This is a genomic window from Vibrio coralliilyticus ATCC BAA-450 (assembly GCF_000176135.1).
GTDB classification, from domain to species: domain Bacteria; phylum Pseudomonadota; class Gammaproteobacteria; order Enterobacterales; family Vibrionaceae; genus Vibrio; species Vibrio coralliilyticus.
This window is the reverse complement of the sequence record NZ_ACZN01000016.1, coordinates 180442-193926: the sequence shown is the minus strand read 5'-3', so window position 1 is coordinate 193926 and position 13485 is coordinate 180442. Positions and strand designations below refer to the sequence as shown.

The following is a 13485-nucleotide window of genomic DNA, read 5'->3' as shown; positions in this document are numbered from 1 at the left end:
GCGGGACATTAGTCCCGCTCCCAACATCATGGTTATCACGCTATGTAGCTTTCAATCGCGGCACGCGCATTATTTTGAATATGAACGTTTGCAAGATCCTTGAACAACTTACTCTGCTCGCCCAGTGGACCCGTTAACCCAGACTCACTGGCATAGAAAGCGCCACTCTTGAATTTGTCATCCAGCAGCCCATCCACAAAGCGCTGTGCACCCACTTCCAGTTTATGCACTTTACCTAGCATCAACATAACCTGCATCATTCCCTTCATCATGTACTGACGCATTGGGCTAAGGGTATCAAAGCCTTCCGTACCTGTTGTCGCACCGGGGCTCATGGTCACAAAGCGGACTTGAGGATACTCACGAGCGATGGACGACATCCAAAGCGCTGCCATGTACTTCACAGGCCCGTAAGGGACCGTCGCGTCTTTTTGATGGTTGTATAATCGCCCTTCACAAATGTCCGCGAATTCCTGAACTGATGAGTTTTTCAGCTCAGGGCGCTTCATTCCCATCGACTTCACACCACGCGCCGCTTCAGAACCGGCATACAATGCGACCTTGTTGAGTTTATTGGCTTTTAGCAGACCGTTCGTCAGCGCCACATGCCCAAGTAAATTCACCGCAACGATTTGGGTTACGCCAGCGCTGTTTCGCTCATAGAAACGTGCGCCACCTGTGCCACCTGCATTCATCACCAGTGCATCTACCGCTTCAGGTAGGGCTTCAACCGCGGCATTAACCGATGCAAGGTCAGAAACGTCGATATCCAAAATATCAAATATCGCTCTTCCGGTTTGTTCCTCCAGCTCTCGCTTGGCAACCAGAGCTTTAGTGTAATTGCGGCATCCTAGATAGATCTTCTCGATGTTTTGATTGGCCGCTAGCTGTCTCGCTGTTTCCTTACCTAAGCCAGCATTCGCACCAGTAATCAATACACTCTTCACCATGTTTCACCTCTAAATTTCGACTATTGTTGCGGCTATTGCGCCGTCTTGATGGTGAAACTTTATCAACTCAGATTAAGTCATTTTTGATATTTCTTGCTCAATCGCAGTGCGGTTATTTGCCCCGCAAACACTGTCAATCCTGCCGAGTAAGCTGTGGTTTGTTCTTATAAAGTTTTAAGCACACTTATCACTTAAGGCGCTATTACTATGACAAAAAAGGTTCAATTTATAGGCTATTCAATCAATACAGGACCACACACTCTTCAGAACAACAAAGCCATTTACCTTGGCTTAGATGATCCGATAGCAGACTATAAAGCTCGCGTTGAGTTACTTAAGCAAGCAATTGAAAAAGCAGCATCTGATAACAGTATTGATAAACAAGCAGTCAAAATTTTTACAGTCCCAGAGTTTTATTTTCGCGGGCACCTAGGAGCCTATGACCTGGCTACGATTATGGGAGTACCAGGTGGCGATACGGGCTTGATATCCGCGTTACAAAACCTTGTAAAAGATAAGAAATGGCGTAACTGGTTGTTTGTAATTGGATCAATAATTGGCTGGTCTGCAACTGCGAAAGAAAAGTCCGTTTTAGTTTCAGATATTGTAATTCCAACGTTTAAGCCCAAAGGTAAAAATGGAAACGACACTGTAAATAAACCCGTAGACAAAAGCGGGTACACGGTGGAAGAAGCACTTCGCATATCTGTATTTGAATATGAATTTAAGCAGGCTTTTAATAGCGATAATCGATTCAATACTAATCCAGATAGAGATAACCTTGCTCTAAAATACGCAAAAGACATCGTTGATAAAACACCGATTTCAGATGTCGCCGTTAATTCAATCATTAACGCCTCTGGAAACAAACTGAAAAACGACCGCTTCGCTAGTGTCACTAATGATGCCAAATGCATAGAGCTAAAAGAGCTGGTTAACTTTTCTTGGTCTGCCGCAACAGACCAGTCAAAAGTGAAAGAAGCATATAACCTTTGTCCAATAATCGTTGGTGGTTTCGGTACTGCAAAAGCTGCAGATAACACTTATATGACGATGAAAAGACAAAAATCATCAATCGACTTTGTAAAGCTAAACAAGGTCGATAGCGATGAGTACAACTTATACGGCAGAGGCTCCCTCCTTGTAGATCTGAATGATGATTTGCTAGTAGATGTGCAAGGCGGGGACAACGACCCGAGAGTTATACATGCCAAAACATGGAAACTAATAGAGGCGAATGGAAAAATAGACTCAACAACCATTGAAAAGTTGAAGAAAGAAAAGGACTACGCGGTACCTGTCTCTGACAAGGACTTTTATTGGTTTACTGCGAAGCCAGAAAATGATGACCCACTAGGCTTTATCAAAGTTAACAACTTAAATATAGCTGTAGATGTATGCTTAGATCATTTATCGAAGATAAGCAAAAAAACGCTTCACGCACTCACCGATAATAATGTTCAGCCAGTACTATCAAAAATAGTGCCTAGTAATAGTGAAAGTTTATTAAAAGAAATTAAAGGCAAAGGGGTAGACATTCAAATTGTCCCATCATGTGGAATGGATATTAAGTCAAACTCCATAGTTGCAAAAACGGGAGGCTGGGTTTTCAACTGCGACGGGCTTCAGTCCAAAAGATATTTATATCAGCCCTTTGTTGGTGAAGCCAACAGTGCTGTGTTTGTAGACTATGAACCCTCTGGAGCGTTGAAGGAGCTATTAGGCTATCAAACGTCAGCTAAAAACACGGATAAATCCGTAGGAAACTCTCACACAGGCTTAATGTATGTCGACACTGCCAAGCTAGATCCAACAGAAAGTAGCACACTCACGGCATACAATACCAAAGGAGTTACCGTAAAAAATATCAACTTGGGTGTGTCTGAAGTCGCCAATGGAAACCCAATGAACTCTCGGATAAAGGTCAACGCATTATATACCTCAGGTAGTAATACTTTATATAATGCTTTTAAAATGCCGGCAGTAAGGCCTGGCGTCGCAACTTCTGTAAGTTTTGATGGGCCTATAGGTGGCTCAGTACATATATACAGCTCTGTAGAGATTAGCTGATAACAATCTATTTCTATCTCTAGCCCACTAAGACTAGATCTTGATGGGCTAGCTTCCTCTAATTTATCCAACTTTCGTGCTAAATCCTCTGTGCTAGGGCACCAGTAAAAAACAAGATTCCTTCCATCCCCCGAGAAGATCACAGCTAAGCCTGAGTGAATCCACCGGTAGATTCATATAGTTGAACCACTTCATGTGTGATTCGTCGGCACAACGTCTGACGTTTTTTGAAATTCCACGCCTTGGACGCTTCGTCCAGCCATTCAACCTAATTGGAGTGACAACAATGCCAACCAACACTAACCCGTTAAGACAGGGGGCTTCAGGCAGCTCAACTGAAAACGAGAGTGCCCCTCTCACAACCAGCCAACAACAAGCTATGGATGAGTATCTGTGGCAGCAACTCACAGAGTTAGAAAACATTAACTCTGAAGAACAGTAAGGAGCCCGTGATGACCATTAGAAATAGAGCATGTAAGCATTTGGCTTCAATCCTCAAAAGCCGAGGGGATTGGGAGAATGGAATGAGAAAAATGGACGTAGACACGATACCTGAGAAAGTTCAGTACCGAGATTGGACACATTCACTGCTCAATAGCGGCGACTTCGTGTACTTCCTATATCAGGATTTTCCGACTGTTTTAGCTCATATGCAGACTGTGCTGTCAGATTTACTCGCCGACAAAAATGTGAGTACACACTCCTCCTTCTTGGATTCGCTTATCAACTCAAGCTCGAAAGAATCCGTTAAGAGCTTGAGTGGCGCTCAAGTCCACCTAGCCAAAGCAAGTAAACTATGCCCCAGCCTTGTTTCCCCTCTTGTTTTAGAGAAATCCAATGCTACCGCGATGGCTCAAGCTTTGTATGCCGATCTCAAGACCAGCTTCAATGGCATTAAAACCGAGATATCGGAATATCCTAAAAAGCTCCCGAAAGATATCCTTGATACTAACCCTGCTTCCACAAACTATGCCGATTGGTTAATGCAGCTAATCAGCTCAGATTCCTTTAACCTGTTCTGCAACGAATACTCTCCGCAAACCATCACAGCGATGAACTTTTTGTGGCAGAAAATCAAATATGACACACATGATGTCACCAGCACTGCGGAAGCACCTTATGTTGTATGTAGCGGATTATTTGGTAGCGACACCCCCGCGAGCAAGGATGATTTCGTCAAATTCTTTGAGAAACAACTGGAAATCATCACGAAAAAGCTTGATTTTCCGACACCTGAAATCAAGGCACCTGAATCAATCCATTTCGTCTCAATTCCATTTGAGAAAATGCCACTCGCAGGCTTCCATTCGATAGATACACTCATTACTCAAGTAAACCCAATGCTTGATTTAATTAAGGCAACTCAACGTCAAACCAGCGAAGAAACCTGGCTGGAATGGTTCACTAATAAAATCACCAGCATTCCATCAACACTAAAAGATAATGCCCGCAGTATTTTGTGGTTTGCACTGGGCCAGATTGCCAGTAAAGGCGGAACGGCGTTGGGCCTCCATTTCGGCGGAAACTTGCTGACTCCGTTAACCGCAACGGTCGATTTCAATGTGTACATGGCCAAACAGCTGCTTCTATACGATCTCAAGCAACATGGCAAAGAGACGCTCAAGCTCAAAGACGACGATCCTGTTATGGCATCCATCATCTTGGCAATCGACAATATTGATTGGGCGGCCGTGCGCTACTCATTCAAAGTCACGCCATTCGGTCTGCTTATTTCTGCTTACAGTGGATTTAAATGGGTAGCGAGAAAAACAGGTGTGAGCGATGGTGACAAATCTCAGGCACAGAAACTATTAGAAGTAGCCGATTTGATTCACAATAAAGATCACCACAATGATGCTCAAGTGCGCCTAGCACTGATTACCATCTTCCACTTGGTGGAGCAAAAACCGCACAAGTTTGTCGAAATCATGACGTGTAGAAAAGACGCTGCTATCAGTACTCTCGCAGGTAAACTGAGAGTTTAGTTCTTTCTTTATGGTTCGCTCCAAGCCCATAAACCATTATGGGCTTTCCTTCTTCCTACAAGACGACTTCTCTTACCTTTCCGAGTTGAATTTACATTCAATCAAAGCCAAACTTTTTGTCATCATTTATTGATAATGATTTTCATTCGTATAAATTATCACCCTGATGATATCAAGCTAACGGCGGAGGCCAACATGAATCAACCAGACATCACTGAACTGCTAATTCCTCAAAGCGAGTGGGCTTCACCGGAACTTTACCTTTATGAAAACGATGACCGTCTATGCCTAGATTTAGCGGGGGCCATTCAATACAGCGGTATCAACAGTATCGGTGGATTGGTATTAGGTTTCAGGCTGGTTCAATACGCGGTTAAGCTCGGCGCAGGGAGTGAAGTATTACAGCGAGATGGTATCAGTATCTACACTGCCTTCCCCGGTCGCGGCACACAGGATGCTTTTGAATACACTTGCCGAGCACTGCGCGATAAACGCTATTGCTGCGACACCACCTTGCATCATCCAGGCGCTCAATCGGGTCAACGAGGCCAATTCTTGTTTACAATGCGAGTCAATGAGCAGTCCATGGTCATGACGCCTGCAGACGGCTTACCGAGGCACAGCTATTTTGAGGCAGACAGAAGGTCTAAGGAAAGCCCAGAAGCTGGGCTGCAGTGGCGCAATGAAAAGATTCACTTTGCGAATACGCTGCTCAGTCTTCCGCCAGAGCAATGTTTGAGAGTGTTGTAGAAGACTTGATAAGCCACTTATAAAGTAAAAGCCCATAGGGACTGATCTCTATGGGCTTTCTCTATAACCAACCATCAACAAGCAGCTGGAATAATGTATTGAACTGATAAAGCGTTAAAAAGCTCAACCAAACAATGAAAACTAAGTCTAAAATCCGCATTCACTTTCCTACCTTTCGAGTTTCAATCCAAACTCTACAAGGTATTCACAAGTCATTCTCAGTTTAACCGAGGCATCTTGTTGGCTTAGGCATTAAGTCATGCTTTATCTTGCTTTTTTGGGTGGTGGAGCTGGATGATCTCTTTTTGTCACAGCATCTTCCATAGAATAATGCTCGCCTTTTTGATGGAAGGTTTTGAATGATTCTGGACCTTGTTCACAGTCATAAATCAAGTCGAGATCTTCAACATTTTCAACAACTAGCCCAATATCATTTTCTAACAGTGAAACAATGTTTGAATATTGCGCTTCGTTTTCAGGGAAAATAGGTATACATGCTTTCGCTAAGGCTCGATATATATACCCTTCATTCTTCATTGATGGAATGCATGAATCAATACTTGTAAATATACATATAATATTTCTTTCTCTATTAGCTCTTATAGCCATGAATTGGTCATATGGAACTACTCGACGATAAGCTTCATCTTGCTTTCTATTTATCAAAAAAAACGATACCAGCATAAAGCTTCCGGCACCCACTAACACTGCAAGGCCAACAAAAGCAACAAGGATTAAACAAACTGCGCTTCCCAAAGTCCCAATAATTTTAACTACGTTAGGAACCCAAAGTGGCTCACCTAAGCTCTGGTGCACAACAATACCTTTTTTGGATAAAATGTAATCAAACCGATCATCCGATGCAAAGCTTATATATGTTGCAAACCAGCCTATAGAGAGTCCGACTAAAGTAGAAATAGCAAGCCCTTCCATGTTCTTCCACATTTCTATATCTGCAACTAAACCAATACCGATCAGAAGTGCAGAAATTAATAGAATAGGAAAAAACCACCACTTTTTTCTAAGCCATCTATCTTTTTCATCTAAGTTAAAACTGGTCCAAGAAAAAACCTGAGTACTATTCTCTATATCTTCTATCTGTTTTTTTTGTAACTCTGAGAATTCTTCTAACGTTATATAAAAAGGTAAATGCGACATTAACCAATACTCAAATCTTGCTAAAGCATTTATCTAGGCTTTTTTGGGGGTGGCGTCGGTAGGTGACGTTTGTTAACCGCATCTTCCATCGAGTAAGTAGCTTTAGCTCGACGAACAGCTTTGACTATCTGAGGCCGTTTCTTCGTGTCAAAAAGCGCCTCATAATCGTCCTCCTCTTCCACACTAATAGATGAACTATCATTCAACGTTTTCAATATTTTGTCGAATTGAGCTGAATTTTCAGGGAAAAGGTATAATTCTCCCTTTGACTGAGCACGAAACACAGAGTCTTCTTCATGTGGAGAAGGCATACATACGTCTATCTTAGAATAAATACATACCACATTACGCTTCCGGTTATATTTAACCATCAGGTATTGCTCTGTAGGTACAACCATTCTAGTCGGCTCATGAGGCTTTCTAGACACTAGAGCAAACGACACTAGCATAAAACCTCCAAGCCCCACTAAAGCAACAGGCCCAACAACAGCCACTAAAATAATACACCCGACACTACCAATAATTCCCATACCTTTCACGGCAGCAGGTACCCAATCAGGCTCTCCAAAGCGTTGAAAGACGGCGGTTCCTCTTTTAGAGAAAACATAGTCAAACCGATCATCGCAGGCATAGCTAACGTATGTAGAAAACCACACCACAATCAATGCAAGCATTGTAGCAAGAGCGAGCCCTTCCATACGCATCCACATTTCAAAGTCTGCTAGCATCCCGACCCCAATTAGCAACACAGAAACGGAAGCCGTGATAAAGAACCACAGCTTCTTTCGAATCCATCTATCTTTTTCATCGAGGTTATAGCTGGTCCAAGAAAGAGAGTCTTTCGCTTCTCTAAACTCTCTTTCTTTTTTATCTTCTAACTCTGTAAATTCTTCTGGAGTGATATAAAAAGGTAAATATGCCACCAGCGCACCTCAATAAAAAACTGTCATACTATTAGCTGTTAGATTCGATGAATAACGTGCAACTTTCTTTTCATCAGAATTCGATGTGTATGCTACTTCATTTTTTACAGCATTTTGATAGAAATATGCACTTCTTACCGATTCACTATTTGGCTCATTATCAAAAACGACGTACTCCACCTTCATCGTAAAATATTCTTCATTCTGTCTAATTGGTAGAGTGAATGTATATTTACTAGGCTGGTTGTCTTGCTTATTTAACAACCAATTTGTGTTTTCAGCTGTGGATAAATCAAAATTGCTGTGAATCCGAAAAGCATCTATACGCGCGCCATTGGGAATTAAAACATCCACTTTAATTGCTGTCTGAGTAACTCTCACAGCGGCAGGACCATGATAATTAGGTTCGATAGCATTTATAGGAGTTTGCTTTACAACAGGCTGATGAACAATATCTTGAAGTTTTTTTAACGCCTTTTCTACTATCACCGAATTTTCAGATACTTGCAGCTCAAAATCTTGACTTGTGCTCCACTGTTTTCGACTAGCATCACGTCCCCAAGGAAGCTCAGAAAGCCACTTTTGATAGTCGTCTTTTTTTGTAGCTTCAAGTAAAAAGTTTGTTGCCACATATATCATTACGGCCACTGCAAGAACACCTGTAGCGAAAGCGCCTACGGTTACAGACAAAGACAAAAAGCCCGTGTATCCTACCGTCTGAATTGTCAATACACCTGCTGATGCTACCAGCGAAAAGCCTTGAGCAAACAATAGGTGCCTTTCGATGCCTGAGCTAACTTTATACTTTTGATACACTCGATATCCTTCAATTGCAGTAGCAAATAGCCCAATTACAGCTCCAACTGCTAACCATTTGTTAAACCTCATTAATTTTCTTAGCTCTCCAGATTTAACACCGAGTTCATTACGTTTGATAATCAAAGCTCTAAGCGAAGCTCTTCGTAAATGCACCTTACCAGTCAACGCTTCAGACCAAGCTTTCCCAGCACGAATACCGACAACTGCAGAAAGCGAGTACATCCCTGTTTGAATAATTGCCAGATACTCATCTGTCTGAATAAAGTCATCCTCAAATGCGTCTTCCAAGGCGTCATGAAATGAAATCAGGTTGAATAACAAACCGATGAAGCCGAGCCCGCCTACCGATTTATAGTAATCTCCGAGCCTGTCAATTTTACCCTTAAGGATGTCCATATGTGCGTTGGCCATCGCAGATGCGAAATCTCTCGGTAAGACAATCTTTTGTGGGTACTCCAACATGCTGGCTCTGAGTACTTTTTTAGCGTTGGTGTATTTTTCCCGAGCTGCCTTGAAAGCACTCTTGGATACTGATTTATCATTACGATTAAACGCATCCACCATCGCTTTGGATTCTTTTAAGGTCGCCTCATTACGTTTGATCTTATCTCGCCACTCGACAAATTTCGTTGAATAGTCATCTGGCACTTCCAGCCCCATCTTGAGAGCAAGGCGTTCAGCCATAGCCATTCGCATGTACGTTGTATTCGCTGTGGCAGTCGGGGCAACTGCAGATAGAACCAGTACGGATGACTGAGCGATGAAGCTAGCACTCGTTTTTGGCGCGGCAAGTGACAGCGCTTCAACAAATTCGTGGATAAGCAAGTGAATATTCTTTGCTCCGTCACTCAGAGGTTTAAGCAGTTCGCTGCCATAAACATCTTCGTTGGTTAGAAAATCCACCAGCTTGCTGTAAATACCTGTAGCGCTTCCCCAATTTGAAGCTGCCGAAGCAAACTTGTCCTGCATTGAAGACTCTGTTTGCTGATCCGCCGAAATCGCTGATGCATCATCGATACTTAATGGAATAGCGGAACCCAGAATACTGAATAGCTCACGGCTAAAACCACTGGTGTTTAGTGGGATAATCGTCGTCGGGTTGTCAAATTGTGCGGCAACAAACTCTTGATCTTGTTCACTTTGGATAAAAGTGACTGCCTCGACTATTTGCATGTGATAGTGGAGTAACTCATCCTGAGTTTCCCTATCCCATAAGTCCATCAGCCACTCAATACGGTGCGGGGAAAGTTTCTCTAAGTTCTTGTGGAAATCTTCTCTCACCTTTGCCACCGGTTCGAAGAGTTCCTCGCGCTTCTTGGTCAGCTCCTCCATTTCAGAGAACATTCGCTGCCAGTCCAGCATTTTTCTCCATTTATCTGTTGCTGCCCATGTATCGTAGCTTTTTAGTTTGGCAGGCGAGACATTGTATTTCTCTTCAAAATACGCCTCTTTTGACTCCATAGCCGAAGACATATTCGAGCCATAGAGTTTATTAAGTTCACTGTTTATTTCATTGAACTGCCCTGGGTATGCCTCATTTTTCTTCGCAATATCAATAATATTTCGGCTCGAATAATAGCTAGAAAGGTCTTTATAGAACTCAAGCTCTTGGCCTCTTCGCTTGACGATAGATGGCATCTTGAGATCATCTTTTGAGCCAAACATGCAAAGCTGCATGGCGGTTTGCATCAGAGCCCATTGGTTGGTGTATTGTTCTTCGAATAACCGATAAGGAGATGCAACACCTACAAAATACGCAGAGACATCCCGCCCTTCTGCCAAGTAATCATCAATTGCCATGATGCAAGCAGCTTCTTCAGGGGGTAAAGCACTTTTAATCTCGGCTGCGGATGCCACAGGTTTCACTTCTAGATCTGGGTACTCACTATCCACCGAGGTTAGAACACTGCTGTTAGCAAAACGCTGGTCCTCAACCGCACTCTCCTCTATATCCGCCACTTGTGATAACAGCTCAATATCGCCGACATCAGAAGCATCTGGCAGCTTTAATGCCCGAGTAGACATAAACTGGCCGTTCTTCGCTTCGCCAGCACGGACTCTTTCGTAGCTTTCCCAGCTCCAACGATGTTTTGAGAACACACATGAAATGGCGGTTTTTGTAGAATAAGTGATATAAGGCTTTGCTTCTTGTGCCTGACCGCGGCTGTCTTTACCTAGTTCAGGATCTTCACTTTCGCCCATCAGATACTGAGTGAAGTTCACGCCCTTTACTTCGTATTCATCGAGCTCTTTTGTCATGTGGTCATAAACGTATAGCCAACCATCACGCAGTTGTCTTAGCGTATAACTTAAGCCTGAATCTGCACTGTATTTTGTTGAGCCTTTCCCCTTCCAATCTTCAGGCAATCCAAATGGCTTTGTAGCAGGCTCAGCTTCCGGGTCTTCGATTTCATCTATCGCGTAACGCACAGGAACAATATTGATTGTTTCCCCTTCTACCTCTTTTTTCTTTAAGTTGAGTTTTTCTTCGGGTACGCCTTGTTCTGGCGGCTCAATTTTTTCCGTCCCCCCTTCCCAAAACATGCTGTGTTCAGGTGGCGATCCTGCAAGATCATCAGATTCCAAGTCAGACATCTGATTAAAGGATGTAAGAGTGCCATCTTGCTCATACGCTGTGACCGCATCATCATGGCTGAAGCTCTGATCGTTCCAAAACATGGATTTCTTAGGAGGAAGGGGGTTGTGGTTGCTCATAGTTACACCAGACGGACAAAAACTATCTGGATTAAGCAAATAGCGTACCTAATAAAAAGTTAAATAATTCAAACAATTAAAATGTTTCTTTTCTTGGTTACACAACATTTTGCTAATTTGAACAAGAAGTTGTGTTTTTAAACAAATTCTTGAGCACCTGACTATCCAAATTTCTTTGCCACATCAGCCGCTTTTTCACCCAATTCGGCAAAGTTGGCGGTGCCTTTTTCCATGATTTTCTGAGCTTGCTCGATAACCTGAACGTATTTTGGGTCACCTGTAGCCAGAAGTTCAGACAGAGCAACACCGATAGCGGTGGTACTGATGGTATTGAGATTGCGCAAGTTGTCGGCAGCGTCTTGCACTGCGATGGCAGTAGATTGAGCGACCGATTGTTTGGCCTTGTCAGTCGTGCTCTCATTCGACATGAGCGGCTACCCGTTAGCCGCCTTTTTTGAGGATCAAGGCGCAAGCTGTCGAGGTTGAAGCATTGCTAATTGCCTGCATACCTTGCTGTATGGTCACGGCGTTTTGCATGTGCAGACCCATGGTGTCTGACATGGCTGACTCTGTCAGCTGATCGATCATCTCTGACACTTGTTTGAGGTCTTCCGCACTTTTTTTATCACTCATGGTTCACTCCTAAAACAAAAGGCCAATGTCATTAACTGAATTGGCCGTTGGGTCAAATGGTACTTTTGGCAAGAAAATCAAAGTGTGCTGACGTTTATTCTTCGTCTTTTTCGACGATCGCTTCTGTTGCTCGACCCAAAACTGCAGTACCAATAGCCGTTAGTGCGTTGACACCTTGAACCGTCGCCGCCTGCATACCAATGTTTGCCTGTTGCTGCGCTGAAGTCGCGTTATTGTTCAGGTTCGACATCGCCAAGCCAATAGAGGTAAACAGGTTACCCATCGCATTAGCTGGTGATCCCGCCAGCACTTGAGTATTGGTTTGAGTTACAGAGTCCGTGATCTGCTCGTTGACTTTTTTCGGCATGATAACCTCACTTATTGAATTTCATTTGGCAGCAGCTCCTGCAGCTGCTGATTGATTTTGCTGATTTCCTGCTCAAGCTGGCCTTCGATGTTATCCAACATACCCGTGACCGCGCTTTCCACTTCATCAATGGACTCAGTCACCTGGCCTGAACCAAAACGCTTCTGTGACTCTGCAATCAACTTTTGCACATCCTGTTGTTGCCGCTCGGTGAACGACTCAATCTGCTTGAGCTGTTCATTGACATCAAACTTCATCGTGTCATTGCTGGTCATCGTTCGCCCCTTTGTTTCTCTTCAGAAAACGTAACAAGCTGAATGAGCGTTTTTTCTCTTCAGCCTCTTCCTGAATGTCTTCACTGCCACCGTCTTCTCTTCCTAACCGATGACTGGCATCGACAAAAATGGCGGGCTCAGTTTTAGGCTCAACTTTCGCCTCAACCGTCGGTCGAGTTTGAGTCTGAAGTAGTCGGGCGCAGGCGTTCGTCACCGAAGCCGCGGTGGTCATTTGAGACTGTTGCTGAGTGCTGACCGCGTTATGCATGGACAAACCTAACGTGTCAGCCAATGTGGTTTCCAGCAAGCTGGTTGGTTGCGACGAGAACGCCTGCAACGTATTAAACTGGTCGATAGCGTTTTGCGAGAGTTCCTGTTCGAACTCGTTTTCGAATCTTGTATCCTGCTCTTTCATGTTCACTCCTTGCGATGCCTTCAACAGGCGCTGAAACGAATGCTGAACTCACAAACCTGAAATGGAAATGAGAAGAACAGCAATAGTTACTGAGAGCGATCGTGTAGCACTGTCGCTACTTTATCGCCGACCACACCGAAGTTTTCGGCGCCGTTCGTCACCACTTTTTGCGCCTGGTCGATAATGTCCATGTACTTTGGATCACCCGTTTCCAGAAGTTGGCTTAACGCTGTGCCAATCGCAGTGGTACTCAATGTGTTCAGGTTGCGCAGATTGTCTGTTGCATCCGCAAGTGCCATGGCGGTGGACTGAGCCACAGATTGATTCGCCGCGTGGAATGCTGACTCTGCCTGATCAGGGGGTGTGTTTACCGTTTTCATTCACATCTCCTTCAAATACACCTTTGCCAGCCATCAGACTGACAA

At 43.7% G+C, this 13485-nt stretch carries 14 protein-coding genes; 4 read left to right on the top strand and 10 right to left on the bottom strand.

From position 1 onward, the window contains the following. Nucleotides 1-35: 35 nt before the first annotated feature. Nucleotides 36-950, bottom strand: a complete 915-nt coding sequence (locus tag VIC_RS12115; RefSeq protein ID WP_006960125.1) for an SDR family NAD(P)-dependent oxidoreductase — start codon at nucleotides 948-950, stop codon at nucleotides 36-38. A gap of 207 nt (nucleotides 951-1157) precedes the next feature. Between VIC_RS12115 and VIC_RS12110 the strand changes: the two genes are divergently transcribed. The 4 genes from VIC_RS12110 (at nucleotide 1158) to VIC_RS12095 (ending at nucleotide 5755) form a co-directional block, all read left to right on the top strand. Continuing rightward, nucleotides 1158-3020 (top strand): hypothetical protein, encoded by a 1863-nt coding sequence (locus tag VIC_RS12110; protein ID WP_006960124.1) that lies wholly within the window; start codon nucleotides 1158-1160, stop codon nucleotides 3018-3020. A gap of 193 nt (nucleotides 3021-3213) precedes the next feature. Beyond that, nucleotides 3214-3462 carry a hypothetical protein gene (locus VIC_RS12105; protein WP_021456133.1) on the top strand — a complete coding sequence of 83 codons (249 nt, stop codon included), beginning with the start codon at nucleotides 3214-3216 and terminating at the stop codon, nucleotides 3460-3462. A gap of 10 nt (nucleotides 3463-3472) precedes the next feature. Next, a complete protein-coding gene (locus VIC_RS12100; protein ID WP_231115567.1) occupies nucleotides 3473-5005 on the top strand; it encodes a hypothetical protein in 1533 nt (510 codons plus the stop codon). 195 nt (nucleotides 5006-5200) lie between these two features. Next, the gene (locus tag VIC_RS12095; protein ID WP_006960120.1) at nucleotides 5201-5755 is read left to right on the top strand and encodes a hypothetical protein; all 555 of its coding nucleotides are present in this window, start codon (nucleotides 5201-5203) and stop codon (nucleotides 5753-5755) included. A gap of 264 nt (nucleotides 5756-6019) precedes the next feature. On the opposite strand, the gene VIC_RS12090 is transcribed toward VIC_RS12095, so the two are convergent. From VIC_RS12090 to VIC_RS12050, 9 genes are all read right to left on the bottom strand, one after another. Continuing rightward, nucleotides 6020-6913 carry a hypothetical protein gene (locus VIC_RS12090; RefSeq protein WP_006960119.1) on the bottom strand — a complete coding sequence of 298 codons (894 nt, stop codon included), beginning with the start codon at nucleotides 6911-6913 and terminating at the stop codon, nucleotides 6020-6022. A 29-nt stretch (nucleotides 6914-6942) separates the two neighbouring features. After that, nucleotides 6943-7836: a hypothetical protein gene (locus VIC_RS12085; protein WP_006960118.1), complete on the bottom strand. Its 894-nt coding sequence runs from the start codon at nucleotides 7834-7836 to the stop codon at nucleotides 6943-6945. Nucleotides 7837-7845: 9 nt separating this feature from the next. Further along, entirely contained in the window at nucleotides 7846-11370 is a 3525-nt protein-coding gene (locus tag VIC_RS12080) for a T6SS effector BTH_I2691 family protein (RefSeq protein WP_201765497.1), read from the bottom strand. 161 nt (nucleotides 11371-11531) lie between these two features. Next, nucleotides 11532-11798: a hypothetical protein gene (locus VIC_RS12075; RefSeq protein WP_006960116.1), complete on the bottom strand. Its 267-nt coding sequence runs from the start codon at nucleotides 11796-11798 to the stop codon at nucleotides 11532-11534. 13 nt (nucleotides 11799-11811) lie between these two features. Then, nucleotides 11812-12003 carry a RebB family R body protein gene (locus VIC_RS12070; protein ID WP_006960115.1) on the bottom strand — a complete coding sequence of 64 codons (192 nt, stop codon included), beginning with the start codon at nucleotides 12001-12003 and terminating at the stop codon, nucleotides 11812-11814. A gap of 94 nt (nucleotides 12004-12097) precedes the next feature. Then, nucleotides 12098-12370, bottom strand: coding sequence for a RebB family R body protein (locus tag VIC_RS12065; protein ID WP_006960114.1), 273 nt, complete (start codon nucleotides 12368-12370; stop codon nucleotides 12098-12100). Between the two features lie 11 nt (nucleotides 12371-12381). Continuing rightward, nucleotides 12382-12645, bottom strand: a complete 264-nt coding sequence (locus VIC_RS12060; RefSeq protein WP_006960113.1) for a hypothetical protein — start codon at nucleotides 12643-12645, stop codon at nucleotides 12382-12384. Then, on the bottom strand, nucleotides 12632-13060 hold the full coding sequence (locus VIC_RS12055; protein WP_006960112.1) for a RebB family R body protein: 429 nt from the start codon (nucleotides 13058-13060) through the stop codon (nucleotides 12632-12634). The genes VIC_RS12060 and VIC_RS12055 overlap by 14 nt, the downstream gene beginning before the upstream one ends. 86 nt (nucleotides 13061-13146) lie before the next feature. Further along, a complete protein-coding gene (locus VIC_RS12050; protein ID WP_006960111.1) occupies nucleotides 13147-13440 on the bottom strand; it encodes a RebB family R body protein in 294 nt (97 codons plus the stop codon). Nucleotides 13441-13485 lie beyond the last annotated feature (45 nt).

Bases quoted from the DNA above. Each gene is read 5' to 3' on its own strand.
- VIC_RS12105 (WP_021456133.1), top strand. From the start codon at position 3,214: ATGTGTGATTCGTCGGCACAACGTCTGACGTTTTTTGAAATTCCACGC.
- VIC_RS12100 (WP_231115567.1), top strand. From the start codon at position 3,473: ATGACCATTAGAAATAGAGCATGTAAGCATTTGGCTTCAATCCTCAAA.
- VIC_RS12050 (WP_006960111.1), bottom strand. From the start codon at position 13,440: ATGAAAACGGTAAACACACCCCCTGATCAGGCAGAGTCAGCATTCCAC.
- VIC_RS12095 (WP_006960120.1), top strand. From the start codon at position 5,201: ATGAATCAACCAGACATCACTGAACTGCTAATTCCTCAAAGCGAGTGG.
- VIC_RS12080 (WP_201765497.1), bottom strand. From the start codon at position 11,370: ATGAGCAACCACAACCCCCTTCCTCCTAAGAAATCCATGTTTTGGAAC.
- VIC_RS12110 (WP_006960124.1), top strand. From the start codon at position 1,158: ATGACAAAAAAGGTTCAATTTATAGGCTATTCAATCAATACAGGACCA.
- VIC_RS12060 (WP_006960113.1), bottom strand. From the start codon at position 12,645: ATGACCAGCAATGACACGATGAAGTTTGATGTCAATGAACAGCTCAAG.
- VIC_RS12070 (WP_006960115.1), bottom strand. From the start codon at position 12,003: ATGAGTGATAAAAAAAGTGCGGAAGACCTCAAACAAGTGTCAGAGATG.
- VIC_RS12065 (WP_006960114.1), bottom strand. From the start codon at position 12,370: ATGCCGAAAAAAGTCAACGAGCAGATCACGGACTCTGTAACTCAAACC.
- VIC_RS12075 (WP_006960116.1), bottom strand. From the start codon at position 11,798: ATGTCGAATGAGAGCACGACTGACAAGGCCAAACAATCGGTCGCTCAA.
- VIC_RS12055 (WP_006960112.1), bottom strand. From the start codon at position 13,060: ATGAAAGAGCAGGATACAAGATTCGAAAACGAGTTCGAACAGGAACTC.
- VIC_RS12090 (WP_006960119.1), bottom strand. From the start codon at position 6,913: ATGTCGCATTTACCTTTTTATATAACGTTAGAAGAATTCTCAGAGTTA.
- VIC_RS12115 (WP_006960125.1), bottom strand. From the start codon at position 950: ATGGTGAAGAGTGTATTGATTACTGGTGCGAATGCTGGCTTAGGTAAG.